Raw genomic sequence first — 24300 nt, 5'->3', positions numbered from 1 at the left:
AAGATTAAACCTACAATTTACACCTAACCACTGACATAAATCTGGACGGTAACTAAGCACTTTGATGCTGCATTCACAAGAAAAGACTGTGGTTTTTTAATATTAATTCAATCAATAATTAGGTGAAGCTATGTTTTATCTTGGCATTGATGTTTCTAAAGCTAAATTCGATTGTTGTTTATTTCTTGATGACTCTAGTGGAAAAATAAAAACTAAATGCTTTTCCAATAACAATAAAGGATTTCATCAATTGTTATCATGGTTAAATCGTTTTGGTCTTGTTGCTGAAGAAACTAGAGCCTTAATGGAAGCAACATCAGTCTATCATGAAATGTTAGCTCAATTTTTATTTGATTTAAAATTTCAAGTTTGTGTGGCTAACCCAGCCCGTACTCGATATTTTGCTCAAAGTATCTCTAAGCTTCATAAAACTGACAAAATCGATAGTGAAGTATTGGCGCGATTTGCAATGACTGTAGATTTACATTTATGGCAACCCACTCCTGATAATATCCGATTGCTCAATGCTTTATTAGATAGAAGGTCAAGTCTTGCGAACGACTTAAAACGTGAACAAAATCGTTTGGAAAAAGCAAACTCCACTCTAATAGTTGTACCAATTTTAAAGTCTATTAAGACCAATATTAAATCATTAACTAGGCAAATTCAGAATCTAGATACACAAATTCAAAACCATATTGATCAAGACCATGAGCTTAAACGTGATCAAAAACTTCTTGAAAGCATTCCAGCAATTGCTGAGCGGACCAGTTTATTAATGCTTGTTTTTTTACGTGCTCATTCTTTTGAAAAAGCAAGCCAAGCTGCTGCATTTGTGGGTTTAGTTCCCATTCACAGACAATCTGGTAGTTCTGTGCTTGGAAAAAGTCGCTTATCTAAAGCCGGTTCACCTAAAATTCGATCGGGTTTATATATGGCTGCCATTGTTGCAACTCGGTACAATCCTCATATTAAAGAGTTGAGCGAACGGCTCTTAGCGAAAGGGAAAACTAAAATGGTAGCGATTGCTGCTGCTATGCGAAAGTTAATTCATCTTTGCTATGGTGTTCTTAAAAACCAACAACCTTATCAGGCAAATTATAAGGCATGAATCCTTAAATAATTTGCTTGACAGTTAAGACGGTATCTTTTCATCTCTGAAAAGTGAGGCATCGCCTACGCAAAGCTATTTAAACTTTGAATGTAAGTTGTGGCATTGCAAACAATTTATTTTTCCATGCAATTGATTTAATTAAAAATATTAATTAAGAGGAATTATATTTTTGTGTCTGACCTTTTGAAAGGTTGACTATATATATCGTTTTTAAAAATGATTGATAAATATGACAAATAATAATTTTGTTAAAATAAAAGATAGATCATTTAAATTTATTTTGAATAAACGGTTCCACTTTTTCATTTCTTGTACGTCATAGTAAGTAGAAGCAAATATTAAGAATACATTTAATTTAATATATTGAATGATTCTTATTTACATTTACTGGGGCGTAAAATGAGTGAAGCTGTTTGCGGTCAAAAGCATCCAAAATATTCTTTCAAAGTGACATCATTGGCATTGGCGATTCATCTCGTTTGTGTGGGTGTAGCAACAACAGTCGCGACACAAAGCACTTATGCGCTCAGTACAGAAACGCAGTCATATCATATTCCAGCGGGTTCACTTGCCAGTGTTCTGAATACCTTTGCCGAGCAAGCGGGGACCTCGATTGCAATTGATGCAAATCAGCTCAAAGGTAAAAGTAGCTTAGGTTTAAGTGGACAATATAATTTAGAAAATGGCTTTCAACATATTTTAGCAGCAACCGAGTTTACTGTGGTGAAAGTAAGAAATGGCTATATATTGAAGCATGTGGATAAAGCTGAAATTAGACCCATTCCAGTACAATCTCAGCCGATGATAGCTGATCAAGAAAATGTCGTACAACTTAGCCCAATGACTGTTTTTGGCACAGTCAGTCGTGATACAAAAGGGCAGAATGATGTTTATGATCAAGATATTTCTAGCGTCTATGCCAGCAAAGAGCAAATAGAACGATATAAAGGTGCTCAGCCAGCAGACTTATTCAAGGGAATGGTCGGCGTATACAGTGGTGATGCCCGAAACAGTGGTGCTTTAGATCCAAGTATCCGTGGTGTTCAAGGGCCGGGCCGCGTTCCTGTCCTTATTGATGGGACAGAACAGGCACTCACTGTATGGCGTGGTTATAACGGTGCGAATAATCGGAGTTATATTGACCCTAATTTAATCGGTGGGCTACAAGTCATTAAGGGGCCTTCCATCACACGCAATGTAAATACAGGTGTGGGTGGTGCGGTCATTATTCATACTCTAGCTGTAGATGATGTTTTAAAGGAAGGTAAAAATTTTGGTGGGGAGATAAAAGTAGAAACCAGCAGCAATGCAGTGAAACCTAGAGAACCACAACTATTAACTGGTCAAAGCATTTACGATAATCCAAATTATCCAGCTACAGGAACGGACTGGCAAGGCAATCCAGTGTTCGAGCCTTATTATGATCCATCCTTATTTAAAGTAGCACGACAAAATAAAGAAAATAATATTTATTCAGGCGATGATGTTGCAACACGTATTGCTTTGGCAGGACGTAGTGATAATTTTGAAGTTTTGGCTGCTTATGCTTATCGTAATAAAGGCAATCACTTTGCAGGGAAAAATGGCAGTGATTTTTATGATAAACCTGCCACAGGACGATTTAATTACGTTCCATACCTTGCCAAAGTTTACCCAGGAGGTACAGAAGTTCCCAATACATCCCTTGAAACAGAATCTTATTTGTTAAAAGCGGCGTGGAAACCTACAGATGAACAGCGTTTAGAGTTCGGTTATCGGGACAGTTCAATCATCAATGGAGAAATTTTACCTTCACGAATTGCTTGGGGTGAAGTCGTCAAAAATAAAGCAGGGGTACCACAATGGCCTTTAAGTCATATCGACTCTAAAGCCTATAATATGGAATACAAATATAAACCTCAAAATAATAATTTAGTCGATTTCTACGGCAATATTTGGCGGACTGATACCAAGAGTCATACCTATAGTTCAGGTGGATTTCCCAATGATACCAATGCAAACTTGGGTGTTTTTGTGAACAGTGCTACCGCAAACTCAGACAATACTCGTCAAGGAATGACCCTAAGTAATAAGTTTAAATTGCTGTCTAATCTGGGTTTAACTGTTGGGGGGAGTTTTCAAAAAGAAAAACTCAGTTCGGATGATATTTATAAAGACCCGAATATTAACGGAACAAATTCGGGTTATAGGATGTTACCGAGAGCAGGTCGTCGAGAAGAAAAAGAATTTAATTTTAACTTTGACTATCAACCTGTCTCATGGCTGAATTTAAACGCAGGTGCAAGATATCAAAACTATTGGGCCTTTGATGATTTTCTTAATGAACGACTCAATGCGGGTGATCCCCAGTTTAGCCTGATTAAAAAAGCCACGGCATTAAGTATGACTTATTTTACTAAACGCCCAAATATGACACCAGAACTTGAACAGCAAACACGAGAAAGTATTGAGGCTCTTGCTTTAGCGGAAGGTTGGACTGAGGAGCGCAAGCAGGCTCGAATTTTAAGTCGAATTTATCAGAAATCTAATAAAATTGATTACAAAATGGATAACCGTGGAAAATTAACCATTGCCAATAATCCCTTTTTAAATGGGACCTTAGTACAAGGTCGGGATTATGGATATTATTCTGGTAGTGGCATTCCTAGCGGTTATGAAGATATTGATTTAACCAAAACAGGTGTGCAAAAAAGCAAAGATCATGGTTGGACACCGACAGCTTCAGCAACGGTTAATTTTAGCCCCAATAGTCGAATGTATTTACGTTATAGCGAAGCTTATAGAATGCCAAGTATGTTTGAAAGCACGCTTGGGTTTTCTGGAACCTTAAGTGGTTATAAGTTACAACCAGAGCATGCATCAAATTATGAACTTGCCTATGTTCATAATCTATCTGAGTTATTTAAAAATAGCAGTTATGCAGATATTAAGTTGGCTTATTACTATAACAAAACCAAGAATGCGATTGAACGTAGTCCAACTTTGGCATTTAGCAATGTCGATAGCCTTACCACAGAAGGATTAGAACTGCAAAGTCGCTTTGACAATGGGCGTTTCTTTACTGACTTAAGTGCCAATTATCGTTTTAAAAATAAAGTTTGTGATGAAAACTCAGCGATGCTTTTAGGGGCGAGCCACCAGTTTTTATTAAATCGTTGTGTTGATGATGGATTTGTAGGCGGATATTTAGTCAGTATGGCAACCCCAAAATATTCAGTTAATTTAACACTTGGTGGACGATTCTTTGATCAAAAACTTGAAGTCGGAACTCGTGCGAGCTATCACCATAAGTATGAAAATCCTGAAACTAAAAACTATAACGATATAGAGATGAGTTATTACGCCAATACCCCTTTGGCATGGAACTCAATGACCATTGTGGATGCTTATATCAATTATCGACTTAAACAAGACACCTTATTTGAACTGGTGGGGACTAATCTCACTGACGAATTCTATATTGATCCATTAACTCGTTCGGCAATTGCAGCACCAGGTCGAACATTTAAGCTAAGCATTACCCATAAGTTTTAAGGAACTTAGAGGTAATTAACCGAATTTATTGCACACCAAATGCAATAAATGTGTGGAAAATAAGACACGTACTCCTTGATTTTACACTTGAATTTAAATATTAAAATCAGTGCAGCACATGTTTTATTTTAATAATAATCATTAAGACTTTTGTTTTTATTCTTAATGATAAAACTTTAAACTCAAATCGAGGAACTTAAAATGAAACTTCAATCAATCTCATTGGCTATTTTACTATCTGTTGGTTTAGTCGGTGTTGCACAAGCAGCTGTTGTAGGTGAATCAAGTGATATTGGTAACATTGTAGTTGGTTCTACAGGTTCACTTGGACCGACTCATCCAAACTCAGGTGTTGGTTTTGGTGTTAACACTCTTTATAACGGTGCAATTGTTGCATTCTCAGGTTTTAATGGCTATGCAGATGGCAATGGTGTTGTACGTCTAAGCCCGTACTTACCTGGGCTTCCAGCGTCTCATGCTGGGATTGGTTATGCTAATTACAAACAAGTGCCTACACAAGACGTCTGGTTTGGTGAGTGGAATGCCGAAGCCAAAGATGCCAGCGGTAAGCGTTTAGGTACGGTTGATCCAGCAACACACACTGTTTATTACAATGGTAAAGATGCAGATACCAGCGTACCGTCTACAGGTACTGCAAATTATAGTGTTCAAGGTGTCAATAATTATAATGGCTCTAATTTATTGTCAGGTACTTTTACCGCTAACTTTGCAACCAAACAGTTAACGGGTTCATTGAGCGATAGTTCACGTACCTTTAATTTGGGTACTGCAACAATTAATAACGACGCAACGATTAGTGGTTCAAATGCATCTTGGACGACTAATCCGTCAGCTGGTGCAGGGACAGTTTCAGGTCAATTCTATAATAGCCAAAGCAGCTTAGCTGGAATTGCAACATTTAACAATAATGTGCATGACGTTGCTTTTGGTGGAAAAAAATAATGATTTAAATGAGAAAGGCTTACTTCGGTAAGTCTTTCTTTTTTTATTCTATCTGGTGAGTTTATAGATGAAAAAAATAGTATTGCTTGGTGCCGTATTGCAGTGTGGACAATGTGTTTATGCAGCGGATGATACCAGTATCAGGTTAAATCAGGAAATTAGCCAACAGCAATATCAAAATGATAAGAAACTACTCAAATCAGAAGACCCTAAAAACACACAAGCATTACCGAATCTGATCATACAAGGTCAAGAATATGTGGTTAAGGATGAACCCGCAGAAGTCGCATATGCACTTTACTTGGCAGTGATGCAAAAACAATGGCAAGTGGCTTTAAGCTATCTTGAAAAATATAAAAAATTTCCAAATTATGATCAGGCTTTGACTGAGTTCGCTGAGGGCGTCATGGCACGAACACAGGGGAATTTAAGTTTAGCTGAGAGTAAACTAAAACACAGTTTAGAGATTCAATCGAATAATTTAATGACTCAACTTGAACTGGCTCGTATTTACACGGAACAACAAAAAAATCAGCAAGGTCAACAGTTATTTCAGCAGATTCAATCTCAACTAGCCCTGTCTACAGATCCCGCTGCCCAAGGTATTGGTCAAACCGTAGAGATGTATCTCAAAGGGCTTAAACAACGAGATGAATGGCATGGTTCATTGGCTTTTGGTTCACGTTATGCTAGCAATATCAATAATGCTTCCGATAAATACGACATTATTACTTACTACGGAATTGACCCAGTGACCAAGGAAGTAGTGCCTGTTGAACAATTAAAGCGTGGCACACCTGATGCGATCAGTGCGCAAGGTTTGGACTATGAAGCCACCTTAACTAAACGATGGTCGCTTTCTGGACAACATGGCATTGCATTGCGTGGATTATTCTATGGTCAAGTTTATCCAGAGCAGGCTGATTATAATGAATTAACTTTTAACTTAAATGCGGGTTATAGTTATTACAACGAACGTAATCAAGTCTTGATTGCGCCCGTATTTGAACATAAATACTATGCCCACGACCCGCTGTATAGTGCCTATGGGCTAAGGGGTGAGTGGATGCGTTTTATCTCTAACGACAAAGCTGTCAAGTTAGAAGCCGAAATGAAAGATATAAATTATTCCCAGTATAAAGGCCAAGATGGCGTGGAATATTCAGTCTATTCAACCTTTTGGAAAATTTTACCGAAAAACTGGACGCTATTTGGCGGGCTGGATTTTGTCGACCATAATACCCAAGAACAATATTTTACGGCTTATCAACAACAAGGCGTGCGTTTAGGCCTTTCCAAAAACTTTGACTCAGGTTTTAACGCAAATTTATTTAGTTCTTTCCGTTGGCGTCAATTTGATAAATTTACTCCAGTGTTGGAGGCTAGACGACAGGATTTTGAACAAAATTATACTTTGATTCTAAGTGCACCACGCTGGGCTTTTTATGGTTTAACACCTAATCTCACTTATCAATATAATCAAAATAACAGCAATGTAGAGTGGCTATATTCTTATGATAAACACAATGTCAGTTTAAAGTTGGAGCATCGGTTTTAAAATATTGTAGAGGTTTTATCTCTATTTGAGGAATTGAAACCATATCAAAGCGGTCTTCTTACTGAATTCTAATTTAGACATCTATATAGCCAAATTGAATTTCAATAAATCTAAGTTTTAAATGGGTCTAAGATATAGAGGAAATCCTTTGATTCCCTCTATTCATTCATCATTTATTGAGCAAGAAAGCTGACAGCTTCCTCAATCAAGTCTGAAATTTCTTTTGGATGTGATGCCAAAGAAGCATGGCTTGCATCTAACGAAATCACTTTTTTTGCATTTAAGCGTGCCGACATGACTTTTTGATTTTCAGGGTGGATCATTCGATCTTGAGTCGAGATTTGATACCAAGATGGTTTCGTTTTCCATGCTGGCGTGGAAATCGTATCGGCAAAAGTGCTTGCTACTGGCGCTTTTTGGGTGACACCCATTGCAAACCCTTCATCTTTGGTTAAATCCTGACAGAAACTTTCATGGAATTTATCTGCTTTAAGCCAGAGATAACCATCACTGTCTGGTTCTAAGTTTGGTGCAGCTTCAGGTAAATGTTGTTGGGTAATGCCACCAGGGCTTTCGTTTGAGTCAGGCGCAAAAGCAGCAATATAAACCAGACCTACCACATTTGCTTGATTGCCAACTTCAGTAATTACAGCGCCACCATATGAGTGACCAACCAGAAGCACATCTCCTTTAACTTGCGCAATCATTTTTCTTGTTCGTTCAACATCTTCAGCCAGTGAGCTAAGCGGGAGTTCTACTGCACGTAATGATTCATATCCTCGGTGAGCCAGCTCAGTTACCACTTTACTCCAATGAGCAGCGCCTCCCCAAAATCCGTGTACGAATATAATTGTCGGTTTATTACTCATGTGTGTCTCCTAGCTAAATGCTATTGTATTTGTTGAGCTAAATGATTGAAGACTTTCTGTATAAAGATTGGATAGATATAGGATGTAATTTTTATACTCAAAAAAGCTTCTATAAACGATTATTCATGTTTAAATTCACTTTAACAATAACAGAAACACCAATGTTTTTGCAGAAACACTTTTTAGGAATTGTGACAAAAAATGAGAGATGAATATGCTGAAAAAAGTGCTTTAACGGATATATTCTTTGATATTTATCAGTTTGCAAAAATATCTGGTGAGATCTATGACTTCGCACGATTTACAGATCAACAACAGTTAAGCTTTAAACAGGATTACGCATATATTCATATCGTTCAGCAGGCGACATGCAGACTTAAAGTTGCATGCACTAATCTAGATCTGGTTTTAAAAGCAGGGGATATTATTGTTCTACCTTCGGCTGGAGAACACACGATTGAATTGCTGGATGCTGAAAACCAAGCAGCCGCTGTGATTAGCTGTATTTTTAAACTTAGTGGAATTTATGGTGAAGCTATAATCGAGGGGTTGCCTCACTATATCCATGTCCCATCGCACAATGATACTGATAAAATTGCAGAATGGGTGCCAATGACTGTTGCTGCGATAAAGCTTGAGCTTGAACATCCTAGCCTTGGTAGTCAAGTGATGCTTTCACGTATCATTGATCTTCTATTGGTGTGGTCAATACGGTTTTGGTTGGCAAAGGCAACCATTGAACATAAAAGCTGGATTGTTGCTTTACGTGATCCCACGATTAGTAAAGCATTATCTTTGCTGCATGATCGTCCTGCTTATGCATGGGATGTAGAAAATTTGGCTCAATCCACCCATCAATCACGTTCAAGTTTTGCTAAAAAATTTGTAGAACTGGTGGGAGTTTCACCAATTCAATATTTAAAAAATTGGCGGATGAGACTGGCAGGTCAGTTTCTAAAAGAGACAGACAAAAATATCTTTCAAATTGCTGAATTAGTAGGGTATAGCTCACAAGCAGCATTCACTCGTGCTTTTACACAAACATACGGATGCGCACCAAAAGTATTTAGAGCGTCATTGATACAAAGTGATCAATAAATACAAATGATCAACTTTAGTTTTTTATGCTTTAAACGTGTTTTAACACTGAATCGTACTTAGCCAAACTGATCTGGAACAGCAATAAAACTTAAAGATTTAGGCTAGATTTCAGATTTTTATTAAAGACTTGCTTAGATTGATTAATGTCATAAATGTAATTCCCAAGACCGTGAATTGTATAGTTTCGGCCTCTAGAATGAAATGATATCTCAATGGGAAGAATGACATGAAAACTTTAATCAGATTAGCTGTTATTGGTCTTTGTAGTGTTTCAAGTTTAAGTTTTGCATCACATCAAAATACGCAAGAAATACGCATTGATCACTTTGGTACAGGTAGCGATGGAGATAATACGTCAGGTCTTTTATTGAAAGAGCCAATAAAACTGGTGCCTTATTCAAAACTTGATCAAAATAAGGAGCCGAGAATTGAACATTATGGCACAGGCAATGATGGAGACAATACCACAGGGTTATTATTAGTCGATCATGAAAAGTACTATGCGGCAAACACATCTACTGTGCAAGTTGATACTGTACGTATAGATCATTACGGTACTGGAAATGATGGAGACAATACCACGGGCTTGCTCCTCAAAGATTGATTTACAAAAAATATAGAAGCTTGTTGATAAGTAAGATCAACAAAGATAAAAAAATGGGTGTAATCAATACACCCATTTTTTATTTAAACCAACTAGTATTATTGTGCTGCTTTTTCAGCTGCGATTGAAGCAATTGCTGCATCAATACCGTCAATAGAATCTGCAGCTTTTTTAATACGAGCAAGTGCATCAACAAGTACTTCATCTGCAGTCGCATAAGAAATACGCATATAGCCGCCTAAACCAAAAGCATCACCAGGAACAACAGCAACACCAGTTTCTTCCAACAACCATTCTGAGAATTCTGTGCAAGATTTTAAACCTTTTGCACGAATCAAAGGACGAATGTTGGCATAAGCATAGAATGCGCCATCAGCAGGTAAGCAGCTAATCCCTTGAATTTCATTCAAACCATTCACAACTAAATCATGACGACGTTTGAATGCTTCAATCATCGGTTGAAGTACATCCTGAGGACCATTCAATGCAGCTTCAGCAGCAACTTGTGAAATCGAAGTTGGGTTTGAAGTTGATTGTGATTGGATTTTTTTCATTGCGCCAATCAATTTTGCAGGTCCTGCTGCATAGCCGATACGCCATCCAGTCATTGCATATGCTTTAGATACACCGTTAAGCACGATAACACGCTCATAAAGATCAGGCGCTACAGTCGCAATATTGTAGAACTCATCATCCCAACGGATCGGCTCATACATATCATCAGAAGCAACATAAACTTGAGGATATTTACGAAGCACTTCTGCTAAAGCTTCAAGCTCAGCTTTGCTGTAGATCATGCCTGTTGGGTTAGAAGGGCTATTTAAAACCACCAAACGTGTTTTGTCTGTAATCGCAGCTTCTAGTTGAGCAGGTGTAATCTTGAAACGTTGTTCTTCACCACATTTCACGATGACAGGAACACCTTCAGCAATGATCACCATATCTGGATAGCTTACCCAATATGGCGCTGGAATAATGACTTCATCACCTTTGTTTAACAAAGCAAGTGCTAAGTTAAAGAAAGACTGTTTACCACCACAAGACACTAAAATCTGATTTGCAGCATAGTCAAGATTGTTATCACGTTTTAGTTTCGCAATAATTGCTTTTTTAAGGCCTGGTGTACCATCAACAGCGGTATATTTGGTAAAACCGTTGTTAATCGCTGTAATAGCAGCATCTTTGATGTGTTGTGGGGTGTCAAAATCTGGTTCGCCAGCGCCCAATCCGATTACATTTTTACCCGCAGCTTTTAATTCAGCAGCTTTGTTGGTAACAGCAAGCGTTGGAGACGGTTTGATGGCATTTACACGATCAGAGAGACGTACGTCCACGGCATTATTCCTTCTTATAGGGATTAAAAAAATAAAAAGCACATTATCATAGCCTAATTTTTCATGTTTGGTCGTCTAATATCTATGCAAATTCAATAAATATTCATCAAAAGCAGAAATTAATGTATCAAGAGAATACAAATAAAAGCGAAAGTTTAAGAGCACTCGCATCAAAGCTGAAATTTACGTACAATATAGCCAGTTAAAATTGAGTGAATCACATGAGCACCCAAAATACTCCCAAAAAGAAGCCATTGGTGAATTTACCATTTCCAATGCCATCATCTTTAGAAAATGATGATGATGTTGCCCACAACAACGTCCGTCCTAAACCTGAGCAATATGCAGATCGTACTTGGATGCCACCTCGTGGTACACGCCGTTCGATGGGAAAACGCTAAGTGTTTGAGATATAAAAATAGGTGCTTGATGCACCTATTTTTATAATAAGAATTAAAAAGAATATTTTTATTAAGGCTATAACATTTATCCTTATGGATTATTAAGCACTACCATTTAACATTTCCGTGACATATTCATAATAATTTTTTTTCTTTTGATACATCAATAAATCTGCACGTTTCAACATATTGTCTATACTTTCATTTGCAGATGTTGTTGCATAACCAATGGCAATACTAATAGGCTGTGACGAATAATATTGATTGTCGATATTGAGTAATTCTTCAATGGTCATAATCATTGATTCGACGGTCTGTTCATTTGCCGCAGGCATAAGGATCACAAACTCATCTCCACCAATACGGGAAGCGGTATAACTTGTATTGGCAATGGTACGAGTCAGGATATTGCCCATTCGTCGCAATAATTCATCACCAACATCATGACCCAACTGATCATTGATGGCTTTTAAACCGTTCATATCAATAAAAATGGCTGAAGTCGGACGCAATACACCACGTTCTAAACGATTAATTTCCTCTGTATAGAACGAACGATTGAATAATTTAGTCAGAACATCATGTTTACCCAGATATTCCAAATAGGTTTCTGCTTTTTTCCGTGCAGTAATATCAGTCAATGCAACTTGCACTAGACTCCAGTCATGTTCATAACCCGGGAAAACAGTAAATTGAAGTAATACATTTCGTACTGAACCATCCAGTGCATAATTTACAGCTTCACGTTGATGATGAATTTTACCATTCCAGAGTTCAATCAGTTGCTCACGGAAAGTTTGATACATCTCTTTTGCAAATACTTTGTTTAAGTTTTTAAACAGGGTTTCTTTGTCTTTGGCTTTAAATAAATCAAGGGTTGCTTGATTGACATCCAATAAGATGATGTCTTCTATACACTGGTTTACAAAGTCGGTATGCACATCTAAAAAGGTGCGAAAATCTTCGATACCAATTTCACGGAGTTGATCTATACGGAGCCTTACACGGCTAAAATCTTCAACCCACAATGAAGTCGGCGAGTAAATAAAGCGAGATTCTGCCAGTTGGCGATTTTTTTCTTCTAAACGGCGCGCATTCTGATAGTCAGTAATATCTTCAGTGGTGATTAAAACCCGGTCTAAACTGGCTTCTGAACCCGGCATGATGATACCGCGTAATTTGATATCTAATTTTTTTCCCGAAATCGTGTAATTGACCGTGGTGTTTGAAAATTCAGCTTCTCCATTCCAAAGTGCAACCAGCTCTTTGATATGTGAGTGCAGCATTTCTTTCTGAAAAATAATATTTAAGTTCTGATACAGGTGTTGTTGATTTCTGGCTTCAAATAAATCTAAGGTTTTTTTATTGACATGAAGAATCTTAATTTTATGTGCACAAGCCGTAATCTGATCTGGATTTTCTTCTAAAAAGCTTTGAAGATTTGTGATTCCTTGGCCTTTCCACTGATCAAATTGTTCTCTTACTTCGCTATAGTCCTCTATCCACATCGGGGTAGGTGATATATCAAAAATAGAAGAATCAGAAAATTCCATTATAAGATTCTCGTGTGTTGAGCGGTGATCTAGAATGTTTGAAATATATCCTAAAAAAGAGCGATATAAAATAATAAAATCCAAGTTATTTATTACTTATTGTATTTTATGATCGCTGGTTATCCTTTCATTGGATTTACTTTGATGTTGTTTATTTTCAATTAATTTCTTTAATTCTTAAAAGGCATTAATCTGTATTTAATAAATAATATGCTTGCTTATCTTGATACATAATTTGATCTGCTTTTTTTAATAAATCATCAATATTTTTATAATGGCTTGTTGTCGCATAACCAATCGCCACATGAATTGGATGTTGAGGATTGTTCACTCGATCTATCTCTAATTCTTGTTGAATGATCTTCAGTAATGTTTCTATATGCAGATGATTTGATTCAGGCATAAGAATCACAAATTCATCACCCCCAATGCGTGAAACAGAATAAGGTGTTTTGATGGTGGATTTTTTTAACAGGTGTGCAAAACGTTGAATCAGTAAGTCGCCAACATGGTGTCCCTGTAAATCATTCACTCTTTTTAAACCATTGATGTCTAAATACATACATGAAAGTGAATTAAATTTTTGAGATTGTAAGCGTTGAATTTCACCGATAAAAAATGTTCGATTATATAACTGCGTTAATTGATCATGTTTACTGGCATGTTGCAGGTGATCTTCTAATTTTTTTCGTTCAGTTAAATCGGTAAAGGCAATTTGCACGGTATCCCAGTTATGTTTTGAATCTGGAAAAATAACAAACTGTTCGTGTACATGCAGCAAATCTCCATTGATTGACTGGTATTCACATTCTCGTTTAAGTTGATGATGATTATTCCATAAGTGTAATAATTGTTTGTGAAAATTTTGTTGATAATTCTCTCTAAAAATATGATTTAAATGCTGATAAAAATGTTGTTCGTTGTCGGCATTAAATAAGTCCAGTAAAGCTTGATTTACACCCACTGATCGGATGCTTTCAAAACAAAGAAATAGAAAATCTGGATTTTGCTGAATATATTGATCTAAGTCAGTGACATTATTCGCTACTAATTGATTAAATAATGATTTTATTTTGCTGTAGTCTTTGACCCAGAGGGCAGTGGGTGAATGCAAAAATAGGGATTCTGCAATCCGACGTGCATTTTGACACTGAGAGATATCTTCCGTGGTTAATAAAACTCGATCCCAGCTTTGTTTCGCATCCGTTAAAATATTGGCTCTAAGTTGGATATCAATTTTTTTGCCTTTGCAGCTAAGGTTGACCACTTGAATCGAACAATCTGTTTCTTTATTCCAAAGCGCTGAAAAAAATTGGATATGCAAGAGTTCAGTATTTTCTGTATGCATTTCTGGAAATTTTTCTAAAATCTCCGCTAAATCATCAGCTTCATATAAAATCAGGGTGCTTTTATTGATATGAATGGTGCGGATCGCCGCCAAACAAGGTTTTAAACGGCTAGTATCTTCCAATAGATGTTGCTTAATATCGGAAATACCTTGCGCGGTCCATTCATCAAATATTTTTTTTATACCACTAAAATCTTGTAGCCACATGGCAATTGGAGACAAATCAAATATTGTTAAATCCATTTGCTCCATATATTTTCCAAAAAATTGTTTATTAATTTAATCTTAACTATATAACATAAGTAAAAACTTAACATAAATAGTTGTTCAATTAAAAATAATCAAAGCATTTTACTTTTTAGCCCGATGTTCTGCTTTTGGTGCAGCAATGGTACGCTGACCAGTCCATACTGCAATAAAGTCTGTTTCATTTAAATTATAAAGTTCTAAAAGCGCTAAAATAGCCCCTCCAAAAATCATTGAACCTTCTGAATTAGATTGAAATTCAAATATTTTTCCATTTAAATTGTGCAGGATATCTTGTATTTCAAAAATACGATCTCGACCATTACTGTCGTTAGGATACATTGGCGTATTGAGAATAATCGTAGCAAGGCTTTTTTCAGCTTCAGTTAAATCTAAGCTTTGAATCTTTTGCTCTATATCTGAACTAAATATGACGTCATCAGTTAAAAAACTATGCAGTAATTTTTGCGTGAGCTTAGGCAAGGTTTTTTCTACAAATGGACGGAATGAAGCAGGGAAGATCACATTGCGTGAAATACCTTTAAACATCGGCGCGATTTCTTCGACTTTATAGCCTGCAACACCACAACCCACCGACGTAATAAAATATTTCATCTTCGGGTGATTTTTTGTATAAATTTTAAAATCATCAATATAGTGTTGAATTTGCGAAAGTGGCATTTGTTGTAAATGTTCATTCATGGTCGGTATAGCAAAACTTTGTCCTGCCCAGCCACGTCCAACACCTTTGGTTGCGCCAAAATGTAAATGTGCTGTTTTTGCCGCACCGCCTTGATGAGTACCCGCCATATTACTACCAAAAACAAACACAGTATCTTCTGGCAAAGTTTTGATTATGCTTTCATCATGATAGTGATATGTCATGTTTTTCAATCTTTTAATTGGCTTGTTTCCATGTTGCTATTGAAATAAAAAAGGGTCAAGGTATTTGTTGAATATTGTGTAAAAAGCCCCATCTAGAATAGGTGTCAATGTATGGGTTTAATTGGTTTCTGTTAAACTACTGTGGCTTCTTCCCGATTGGTTAAAGAGTGAATTATTGTGAGTGAACATCAACCTTTTGAACTTGTTACAAATTATCAACCTGCTGGGGATCAACCACAGGCAATAGCAAAATTAGTCGAAGGCATAAATAAAGGTTTTCACGACCAACTTCTACTCGGTGTAACGGGTTCTGGGAAAACCTATACCATGGCAAATGTGATTGCACAAACGCAACGTCCAACCATTGTCATGGCACATAACAAGACCCTCGCTGCACAATTATATGGCGAATTTAAAGCATTTTTCCCAAACAATGCAGTTGAATACTTCGTCAGTTATTATGACTATTATCAACCTGAAGCTTATGTACCATCTTCGGATACTTTTATTGAAAAAGATTCAGCAATCAATGATCACATTGACCAGATGCGTCTCTCTGCTACACGTGCTTTATTAGAACGCCGTGATGCCATTATTGTCGCTTCAGTATCCGCGATCTATGGTTTAGGTGATCCCAATGCTTATATGAGTATGTTATTGCATATTGTACAAGGGGATAGAATTAGTCGTGATGACATTATTCGCAGACTTGTTGAAATGCAATATACCCGTAATGAGCTGGAATTTTTACGCGGTACCTATCGTATTCGTGGCGAAATTATCGATATTTTCCCTGCTGAATCGGACCAACATGCAGTTCGGGTTGAGTTGTTTGATGATGAAGTTGATTCAATTCGATGGTTTGATCCAATTACCGGGAAAATGGTCCGTAAAGCACCACGTATAACAATTTACCCCAAAAGTCATTATGTAACGCCAAAAGACAATTTGCAGCGTGCAATTGGAACGATTCGTGATGAATTGGCCGATCGTTTAGTGTTCTTTAAAGAACATGAAAAACTCCTTGAAGCACAGCGGATCGAACAACGGACCCGTTATGATTTAGAAATGATGCAACAGTTGGGCTATACCAATGGTATTGAAAATTACTCACGGCATTTATCTGGTCGTCCAGCGGGTGAAGCACCTCCGACATTATTTGACTATATCCCAGATGATGCGTTACTGATTATTGATGAATCGCATGTGACTGTTCCACAAATTGGGGCAATGTATAAAGGTGACCGTTCACGTAAAGAAAACTTGGTCAATTATGGTTTCCGTTTACCTAGTGCATTGGATAACCGTCCGATGAAATTTGAGGAATGGGAGCGTATTGTTCCAACCACCATTTATGTCAGTGCAACACCTGCGAAATACGAACTGGAAAAATCTGAACAAGTTGCAGAGCAGGTAGTACGTCCAACTGGATTAGTCGATCCAGAAATTGAAATACGTCCCGTATTGACTCAAGTGGATGATGTGCTTTCAGAAATTAATATCCGTAAAGAACTCGATGAACGTGTTTTAGTCACCACCTTAACCAAACGTATGGCAGAGGACTTAACTTCATATTTAAAAGAATATGGGGTGAAGGTGGCTTATTTACATTCAGATATTGATACCGTTGAGCGTGTCAAAATTATTCACGAACTACGGACAGGAGTTCATGATGTTCTGGTCGGGATTAACTTGTTGCGTGAAGGTCTGGATATGCCAGAAGTATCGTTGGTTGCCATTCTTGACGCAGATAAAGAAGGTTTTCTTCGTTCCGAACGCTCATTGATCCAAACCATCGGTCGTGCTGCTCGTCATTTAAAAGGTAAGGCGATTCTATATGCTGACCGTATAACTGATTCGATGCAAAAAGCCATAGATGAAACTGATCGTCGTCGGGCCAAACAAATTCAATTTAATGAAGAGCATGGCATTATTCCGCGCAGTGCTGTACGTCAAGCAATTAAAGAAATTGATACTGGTGAAGTGATCAGTGATGATGAAATTGAAGCAGGTATAAGTGACCAGCATCAGGCGTTAACTGCGGATGAACGTCACATTTTATCTGATCCAAAACTCTTTACGAAGCACATTAGCAAGCTTGAAAAAGAAATGCTAAAAGCATCTAAAGAGTTACAATTTGAACAAGCTGCGCGATTACGTGACGAAATTGTGCGTTTAAAAACCAGAATGTTAAAATAATTATCTCTTTGTGGGATGATTACACTTTGGTACTTGCTGTAGCTTTAGTTTGAACAAGGATACATAAAGCTACAGTCTAAGTTTAAATTTCTGATTATTTTATAATAAATAGTAAAAAGTAATGCTGAGGGTATAAGGTGCAATTATTCAAAATATTACCCAATTCCTATGACTTTAAAAAATTAATAATCGTATTCGGGGTGGTTTTTTCCAGCTTTTTTTATCCAAAAGTCTATGCGGAAAATTCGACTTTAGCTGCGATTCCAAAATTGGAATTGGGTCAATATTTAGGGCTATGGTATGAAATCGCCCGTAAACCAATGTATTTTCAAAAAGATTGTAAGTCAGATGTGACTGCACGATATACCGTGAATGAATATGGCAATGTTGCAGTTGATAATCGATGTGTAGATCAAAATGGACAAGAATTACGTTCATTGGGTGAAGCATTTATCAGTAATGAGCCATTTAATTCAAAATTTAAAGTGAGTTTTATTCCAGAAGCGATTCGTTGGATGCCCGTGGGCCGTGGTGATTATTGGGTATTAAAAATTGATTCAAGTTATCAAATGGCATTGGTGGGGGAACCGAAGCGAAAATATTTGTGGCTACTGTCTAGGGATCCTCATCCAGATGAAGCAAAAGTGACTGAATTTCTTCGTTATGCGCAGACTGTCGGTTTTAACTTAAAAGATCTGATTCGAACCAAGCAGAACGCGCAAGACTAATCAAAAATTTAAGCCGATATATTTTGAATATTTCAATATTTGCAAATCTTGAGTTTGGAAAAATAATTGAATATTCAAATTAATTTTGGGTGAAGATGTTTATAATGCCTAAGAATTTATTTGAAAATCACCGTGAGGCGACAGATGTTTAAGGGCGTCGTATTGTCTGTATTGGCATCTGTAACATTTGGGGTTTTATACTTTTATACCAAATTGCTGGGCGATCTAGATAGTCAACAAACCTTTGGTTGGCGGATTATCGCCACTTTACCGTTCCTGACCTTATTTATGTTATTGAGCGGTGATTTTGTTCATGTCAAAACCATTTACCGTCGAATGGTCAAACAACCTGCTTTATTACTATTATTGATCATCACTTCTATCTTGACCTGTTTCCAACTCTGGCTTTTCCTTTGGGGGCCGATGAATGGGCGGGGCTTACAAGTATCGCTTGGATATTTTCTTTTACCCTTGGTTCTCGTCCTTGCTGGTAGCATTTTTTATAAAGAGAAATTATCAAAATTTCAGATGGTTGCCGTTGCTTTTGCTGTTCTTGGGGTAGGGCACGAATTATGGCGTTTGGGCAGTATTGCATGGGAAACCCTCAGTGTTTCATTGGGCTATTCGCTTTATTTTCTGGTTCGAAAAACCATTAAAACCGATAATTTAGGTGGCTTTTGGTGGGATATTTTAATTTGCATTCCCATCGCAATTTATTTCACGCAAACCGGATTAGATGCATATAGCAAATTTGCTGATGCACCCGTTTTAATCGTTGTGGTTGCAGGGCTTGGAATACTGAGTGCGATTGGTTTAGGGAGCTATATTTTAGCGAGTCGTCATTTGCCAATGGTCTTATTTGGATTGTTAAGTTATTTAGAACCTGTTTTGTTGGCCTTAGCATCCTTGGCGCTGGGTGAGTCTATTTCAGCAGATGAATGGTTTACCTATATTCCAATTTGGTGTGCTGTAGGTGTTTTGGTATTGGAGGGGATTTGGCATATCTATCAACAAAACAATAAACGGAAAAACTTAGCCTTGAATATCGAAAAATTAGACGAAAGAATAGGTTAATCAAGAAAAAATAAATTGATAATTGTTGGACTATAATTTTTAAAAGTGTTAAATTCATCTCATTAATCTATGTTTTAATTTGGTTTTTGAGTAAAAAAACGCAGAATATATTATGAACACAACAATAATTCCCTATCAAACACGGGCAACCTTATTGCAATTAGAGCCTAGTACCGATTTAAATTGGGAACAGGTTTTGTGTGATGTTTTTGACGAAGCCAATATCGAAATACGCGAAGAGATTGAGCGTCAAATTTTAAGACCGAAAGAAATTCAATGGAACAAAGGCAATAACAGCTTTGAATTTAAAATCACAAATTCATTAGAAAATTTAAAATATACCTTTGAAAATGAGCGAATGCGTTCCATTGCAACCAAACTGAGCAACTCAATCAATTGGTTAAAAAATATTACAGATAGTATTCAGATTGCAGACTATTTAGAAAATGCGTTGTATCAAATTGATTTGATTTCGGTGGATGATCATCTAAATTTGCAGCGAGAAAAATTACTGATTCGTCGTGTTTTTTTACAAGATGTGGCGAAATTGATCCGTACATTAAATATTGAAGCGCCAGCAGGTATCCGCAACTTAACTTCTGATCAAATTAAATGTTTTATTATTGAAGTGTTTATTAAACAACAATTATTGGGTTATTGGTTTAAGCCATTATTGACCAAATCATCTGAATTAATGAAACGTCCTTTTTTTAAGTATTTTATTTTAAGAGAACAACGGATTCGTAAGTTTGAGATTGTTAAAACCTCTGAATTTATCTATTTAATTGCACCAATTGAAAATTTTGAACAGAATCCTTATTCAATTCGACGCTTTTTGTTTGAAGAAAATATTGAATATAAAAATCAGGTCTATGTAACGGGTTTGGTTCTCGATACGGATCAAATGAGTGAAAGTGAATATCGAGATAGCACGGATCTTTTGATTCAAAAAATGGTCACAATTCAGCATCAAGTCCATAGAGATGTGATTGAAATTGTGCAAGAATTTGAAGAATTCACAGAAAACAAGCTCTTGCCATTTTTGATGGAACCCCTTGGAATGGTGGGGAAAAATAGTGATACGGTTGCACAAAACCATATCAAAACCATTGAACAGTTGCTCACGGCCAATATATTGATGCCTTTAAGAAATGCGGTTAAAAGCGATTTATCACATATTGAAGAATTTGAATATTTGTTTATGAGTGTACATCGAATATTTTCTGAAATTTTATCGCATTATCGTGACTTTAAAGAACAACCCGCATTATTTTTTAATTCTCATGTACAACTGTTTGAATATCGTCTGCTGGCTTATTTAAAGCTATTGGAAAAGCGTAAAGATGAAATTTTTATTCCAATGAGTCCGCGAGAGTGGCAAGTCATGCATGAACGTTCTCAACAGCCAATTAGAAAACTTCAAGAAATTATCGCTGAGCAAGTGAAAGATTATAGGGCTTTAGACAGCTATGTTAAACAATTAAAGAATGAACAAAATGAAGTAGAAGGCTCGCTGTTAAAAAAAATGATCAAAGGTGGGAAAGTTGAAAAAGATATTGTTCAAGCAAACCATGCTGCAATGTTGATAAAAAAACAAACCTATTTAGAGGTATTAACTGTCCCTAAAGGTTTAGCAAAGTATAGTGTATTTATTGAGTTTGAAAGCCTGACTTCAATGAGTGAATTGGAGCGCCATTACGCATTTCCTTCAGGGGACAATGGTATTATTCGCTTTCCTTATTTAATGAAGCTGCCCGAAAATTTAGCTGATTTTGATTTGGAAGAATTTAATGCGTCGATTAATGATGATTAAAGCGCGTGTTAGGGGCTGAGTAGAAAGCTCAGACTAAGCGCGATAATAGGATGTTTAACGAAGCTACATCAGCTTTATTTTTTCTTTTGTCTGGTTTTTTCTTTATTGTTATCTGGTTTATTTTCCTCTTACTCTGCTAAAGTCAATATCAATACTAAAAATCTACATAGATGTAAAAAATCGAAATGGCTAAAATATTGTTTAGAGATCAAGGCATAATTTAAAATAAAATACCCAGTATGACAAAATATTATAAAAATGTATCACGATTTGATTTCAACTAAATGAGAATTACATTACAATTATGGGGTTTAAAAATCCATGTCTAGATATACATAAATAGAGGACGTATCTGTGAGCAAAGACACTATCATCGCCCTACATGCAGAGCACCAAGGTCGCTGGAAAAACCGTGAAGAAATCGCGGAACGTATGATTGCATTAATCGGTCAATTATACCGTGAAAAAAACATTGTGACTTCTGTGTACGGTCGTTCTTTAGTGAACCGTTCAGTAATTCAAATTCTTAAAGCACACCGTCGTACACGTATGATGGATGTTGAGCTTTCTGTTGTACATACTTTCCCTATTTTAGAAGCTTTAGCGAAATTAGATAATATCGGTTCTGCTGAAGTTGATTTAGGTAAACTTGCAGTTGAATATAAAGAAAAGGGTGGCGATATTGATGCATTTGTTGCTCAAGCTGTTCAATCTTTAGAAGGTCGTCCTGCGCAAGTTGAGCCTAAAGATGTTGTTCTTTATGGTTTTGGTCGTATTGGCCGTATTTTAGCGCGTTTAATCATTAGCCAATCAGGTCTTGGCCGTGGTTTAAGCCTTAAAGCGATCGTTGTACGTAAATCATCTGATGGCGATTTAGAAAAACGTGCTTCATTGTTACGTCGTGACTCAATTCATGGTCCATTTGCAGGAACAATTTCTGTTGATGAGCAAAATGAAGCAATCATTGCAAATGGTAACTTTATCAAAGTGATCTATGCGTCTAGCCCTGCTGAAGTTGATTACACAGCTTATGGTATCGACAATGCACTAGTGATTGATAACACAGGTAAATGGCGTGATATCGATGGTTTATCTCAACATCTTAAATGCCCTGGCGTAAGTCGTGTTGTGCTTACAGCGCCTGGTAAAGGTGACATGAAGAATGTCGTGTTTGGTGTTAACCAAGCGGACATCATTGATTCAGACAAAATCATTTCTGCTGCAAGCTGTACCACTAACGCAATCACACCAGTTTTAAAAGTGTTAGAAGACAAATATAAAGTGATCAATGGTCATGTGGAAACTGTTCACTCATTTACAAATGACCAGAACTTGATCGATAACTATCACAAAGCAGATCGTCGTGGCCGTGCTGCAACACTGAATATGGTTATTACAGAAACAGGTGCTGCAAAAGCTGTTGCGAAAGCATTACCTCAGTTACAAGGTAAATTAACAGGTAATTCAGTACGTGTTCCAACACCAAACGTTTCACTTGCTATTCTTAACTTAACACTTGAGAAAGAAGTAGATCGTGAAGAAGTGAACGAATATATTCGTCAAATCTCGATCAACTCTAACCTTCAAGGTCAAATTGGCTATACCAACTCTACAGAAGTTGTATCGTCTGACTTTATTGGTTCGCGTACAGCGGGTGTATTTGATGCACAAGCAACAATTACTTCTGGTAACCGCTTAACAGCTTACGTTTGGTACGATAACGAAGTTGGTTATAGCTGCCAAGTATTGCGTATTGCTGAACAAGTATGTGGCGTAAGCTATCCGAAAGTACCAGCTGAAACAAATGCATAATTTGTAAGAGTCGTCGAAAAGGAGCTTCAAATGAAGCTCCTTTTTTTATATTCAAAATTGATGATATATGGTTAAATTCAAATGAAAATTACCATTTGTCTCAGCAATTCGACTAAAAACATTTGATTAAGAAATTAGAGAAAAGCTAAATGAACAATAATTTATCTATCTTCGGGCTAGGTGTTATAGGCTCATTAACTGTGGCAACAGCAACAGCAAATACTGCACTTGATTTAACACCTATGTTGCAGGATCGTTTTGAAAAAAATTGTGCTGTTCGGAATGGGTATGATTTACATGATAAAAATCAAGAAATTCAATCTATTCTAAAAAAGTACATTATTAAAGAAGAATTTGAAGAGCAGCAGGCATATGCAACAACGGTTTTTACACTAAAAAATACGACTTATAGAGGCTTGGTTGTGAAAAAAATTGAATTTGCTTGGGGGCGCTCTCATACACTCAGCGAGATTTTGTATTTTGATCTATCCACGCCTTCAGCCAAACAACAATTTCATAAAATTGGGTGGAATAAAAAACAAATTGTTGCAGATGCAGGGCTAGTTATAACAAAACAAGGGAAATTAACAACTGTACAATGTTATTGGCCTGAGAAAAATACAGCTGAATAAGCCAGGATTTGCATATCACTATTTATGAAATGGAGAAAATAAAATGAAAACACAGATCTTATGCATCATGATGTTATTTACTTGTTTTGCTACACATGCCAAATCCCTAGAATTACGTCCTTTATTAAAAGATCGTTTTGAACAAAACTGTGCAATTCGGCAGCAATATGATTTTCATAATGAAAATACAGAACTGATTGCACCACTTGAACACTATACGATTGATGTAAAATATGTGGATAAACAGGTTTATGACTCAACCACTTATAAATTAAAAAATGTCACTTATGCTGGCATTCCTATTCGCAAAATAGAATTTAGTTTTGGTCGTCCAGCGCAACAATACAATGAATATTTATATTTTGATCTGAGTGCTACAGCAGCAAAGCAGCGATTTAAAACTTTAAAATTCAATCAAAATCATGGAAAAGGGGATACGAGTGTTGAGTATAAAAATAATACAGCAATTGTGCAGTGCTATTGGTTAGCTGATTTTTCTAAATAATTCGTAGATTAAATATCAATTGTTTAT

Annotated in this window: 19 protein-coding genes; 14 read left to right on the top strand and 5 right to left on the bottom strand. The window is 36.6% G+C overall.

Annotated features, from left to right (window positions below; genetic code table 11):
• The first annotated feature begins 130 nt into the window (after positions 1 to 130).
• The 4 genes from ACQ7EO_RS13260 to ACQ7EO_RS13245 all read left to right on the top strand — a co-directional run bounded on the left by ACQ7EO_RS13260 (position 131) and on the right by ACQ7EO_RS13245 (position 7169).
• The gene (locus tag ACQ7EO_RS13260; protein ID WP_434277590.1) at positions 131 to 1111 is read left to right on the top strand and encodes an IS110 family transposase; all 981 of its coding nucleotides are present in this window, start codon (positions 131 to 133) and stop codon (positions 1109 to 1111) included.
• A 402-nt stretch (positions 1112 to 1513) separates the two neighbouring features.
• Positions 1514 to 4648 carry a TonB-dependent receptor domain-containing protein gene (locus ACQ7EO_RS13255; protein ID WP_434277588.1) on the top strand — a complete coding sequence of 1045 codons (3135 nt, stop codon included), beginning with the start codon at positions 1514 to 1516 and terminating at the stop codon, positions 4646 to 4648.
• A 201-nt stretch (positions 4649 to 4849) separates the two neighbouring features.
• Positions 4850 to 5611 carry a Slam-dependent surface lipoprotein gene (locus ACQ7EO_RS13250; protein WP_004820661.1) on the top strand — a complete coding sequence of 254 codons (762 nt, stop codon included), beginning with the start codon at positions 4850 to 4852 and terminating at the stop codon, positions 5609 to 5611.
• Positions 5612 to 5678: 67 nt separating this feature from the next.
• Positions 5679 to 7169 (top strand): surface lipoprotein assembly modifier, encoded by a 1491-nt coding sequence (locus tag ACQ7EO_RS13245; protein ID WP_434277586.1) that lies wholly within the window; start codon positions 5679 to 5681, stop codon positions 7167 to 7169.
• A gap of 173 nt (positions 7170 to 7342) precedes the next feature.
• Here ACQ7EO_RS13245 and ACQ7EO_RS13240 read toward each other — a convergent pair whose 3' ends face one another.
• Positions 7343 to 8038 (bottom strand): alpha/beta hydrolase, encoded by a 696-nt coding sequence (locus ACQ7EO_RS13240; RefSeq protein ID WP_239045897.1) that lies wholly within the window; start codon positions 8036 to 8038, stop codon positions 7343 to 7345.
• Between the two features lie 201 nt (positions 8039 to 8239).
• Between ACQ7EO_RS13240 and ACQ7EO_RS13235 the strand changes: the two genes are divergently transcribed.
• Positions 8240 to 9136 carry an AraC family transcriptional regulator gene (locus ACQ7EO_RS13235; RefSeq protein ID WP_239045896.1) on the top strand — a complete coding sequence of 299 codons (897 nt, stop codon included), beginning with the start codon at positions 8240 to 8242 and terminating at the stop codon, positions 9134 to 9136.
• A gap of 229 nt (positions 9137 to 9365) precedes the next feature.
• Positions 9366 to 9743, top strand: a complete 378-nt coding sequence (locus ACQ7EO_RS13230) for a hypothetical protein (protein ID WP_004820668.1) — start codon at positions 9366 to 9368, stop codon at positions 9741 to 9743.
• Positions 9744 to 9841: 98 nt separating this feature from the next.
• On the opposite strand, the gene ACQ7EO_RS13225 is transcribed toward ACQ7EO_RS13230, so the two are convergent.
• Entirely contained in the window at positions 9842 to 11077 is a 1236-nt protein-coding gene (locus ACQ7EO_RS13225; RefSeq protein WP_004820670.1) for a pyridoxal phosphate-dependent aminotransferase, read from the bottom strand.
• Positions 11078 to 11298: 221 nt separating this feature from the next.
• Between ACQ7EO_RS13225 and ACQ7EO_RS13220 the strand changes: the two genes are divergently transcribed.
• The gene (locus ACQ7EO_RS13220) at positions 11299 to 11478 is read left to right on the top strand and encodes a hypothetical protein (RefSeq protein WP_004721316.1); all 180 of its coding nucleotides are present in this window, start codon (positions 11299 to 11301) and stop codon (positions 11476 to 11478) included.
• A gap of 101 nt (positions 11479 to 11579) precedes the next feature.
• On the opposite strand, the gene ACQ7EO_RS13215 is transcribed toward ACQ7EO_RS13220, so the two are convergent.
• The 3 genes from ACQ7EO_RS13215 to ACQ7EO_RS13205 all read right to left on the bottom strand — a co-directional run bounded on the left by ACQ7EO_RS13215 (position 11580) and on the right by ACQ7EO_RS13205 (position 15510).
• The gene (locus ACQ7EO_RS13215) at positions 11580 to 13031 is read right to left on the bottom strand and encodes a diguanylate cyclase domain-containing protein (protein WP_434277581.1); all 1452 of its coding nucleotides are present in this window, start codon (positions 13029 to 13031) and stop codon (positions 11580 to 11582) included.
• A 187-nt stretch (positions 13032 to 13218) separates the two neighbouring features.
• Complete coding sequence (locus ACQ7EO_RS13210) at positions 13219 to 14622, bottom strand: diguanylate cyclase domain-containing protein (protein WP_434277578.1); 1404 nt, start codon at positions 14620 to 14622, stop codon at positions 13219 to 13221.
• Positions 14623 to 14730: 108 nt separating this feature from the next.
• Positions 14731 to 15510: an A1S_2505 family phage non-structural protein gene (locus ACQ7EO_RS13205; RefSeq protein ID WP_004721311.1), complete on the bottom strand. Its 780-nt coding sequence runs from the start codon at positions 15508 to 15510 to the stop codon at positions 14731 to 14733.
• Positions 15511 to 15687: 177 nt separating this feature from the next.
• Here ACQ7EO_RS13205 and uvrB point away from each other — a divergent pair, with 177 nt between their 5' ends.
• The 7 genes from uvrB to ACQ7EO_RS13170 all read left to right on the top strand — a co-directional run bounded on the left by uvrB (position 15688) and on the right by ACQ7EO_RS13170 (position 24273).
• Positions 15688 to 17709 carry an excinuclease ABC subunit UvrB gene (uvrB, locus tag ACQ7EO_RS13200; protein WP_034613705.1) on the top strand — a complete coding sequence of 674 codons (2022 nt, stop codon included), beginning with the start codon at positions 15688 to 15690 and terminating at the stop codon, positions 17707 to 17709.
• Positions 17710 to 17846: 137 nt separating this feature from the next.
• Positions 17847 to 18437, top strand: a complete 591-nt coding sequence (locus ACQ7EO_RS13195) for a lipocalin family protein (RefSeq protein ID WP_434277574.1) — start codon at positions 17847 to 17849, stop codon at positions 18435 to 18437.
• A gap of 144 nt (positions 18438 to 18581) precedes the next feature.
• Positions 18582 to 19511: an EamA family transporter RarD gene (rarD, locus tag ACQ7EO_RS13190; protein ID WP_434277572.1), complete on the top strand. Its 930-nt coding sequence runs from the start codon at positions 18582 to 18584 to the stop codon at positions 19509 to 19511.
• Positions 19512 to 19623: 112 nt separating this feature from the next.
• Positions 19624 to 21324, top strand: a complete 1701-nt coding sequence (locus ACQ7EO_RS13185) for a hypothetical protein (RefSeq protein WP_105712944.1) — start codon at positions 19624 to 19626, stop codon at positions 21322 to 21324.
• Between the two features lie 354 nt (positions 21325 to 21678).
• On the top strand, positions 21679 to 23136 hold the full coding sequence (locus ACQ7EO_RS13180) for a glyceraldehyde-3-phosphate dehydrogenase (protein ID WP_004721304.1): 1458 nt from the start codon (positions 21679 to 21681) through the stop codon (positions 23134 to 23136).
• Positions 23137 to 23285: 149 nt separating this feature from the next.
• Positions 23286 to 23768 (top strand): hypothetical protein, encoded by a 483-nt coding sequence (locus tag ACQ7EO_RS13175; protein WP_434277569.1) that lies wholly within the window; start codon positions 23286 to 23288, stop codon positions 23766 to 23768.
• 43 nt (positions 23769 to 23811) lie between these two features.
• Positions 23812 to 24273 carry a hypothetical protein gene (locus tag ACQ7EO_RS13170; RefSeq protein WP_434277568.1) on the top strand — a complete coding sequence of 154 codons (462 nt, stop codon included), beginning with the start codon at positions 23812 to 23814 and terminating at the stop codon, positions 24271 to 24273.
• The last annotated feature ends 27 nt before the right edge of the window (positions 24274 to 24300 follow it).

Origin of the sequence: Acinetobacter sp. CE-15 (assembly GCF_051059255.1) — a bacterium.
In the GTDB taxonomy this organism is placed as follows: domain Bacteria; phylum Pseudomonadota; class Gammaproteobacteria; order Pseudomonadales; family Moraxellaceae; genus Acinetobacter; species Acinetobacter guillouiae.
This window is presented reverse-complemented; position numbering and strand designations above follow the sequence as displayed.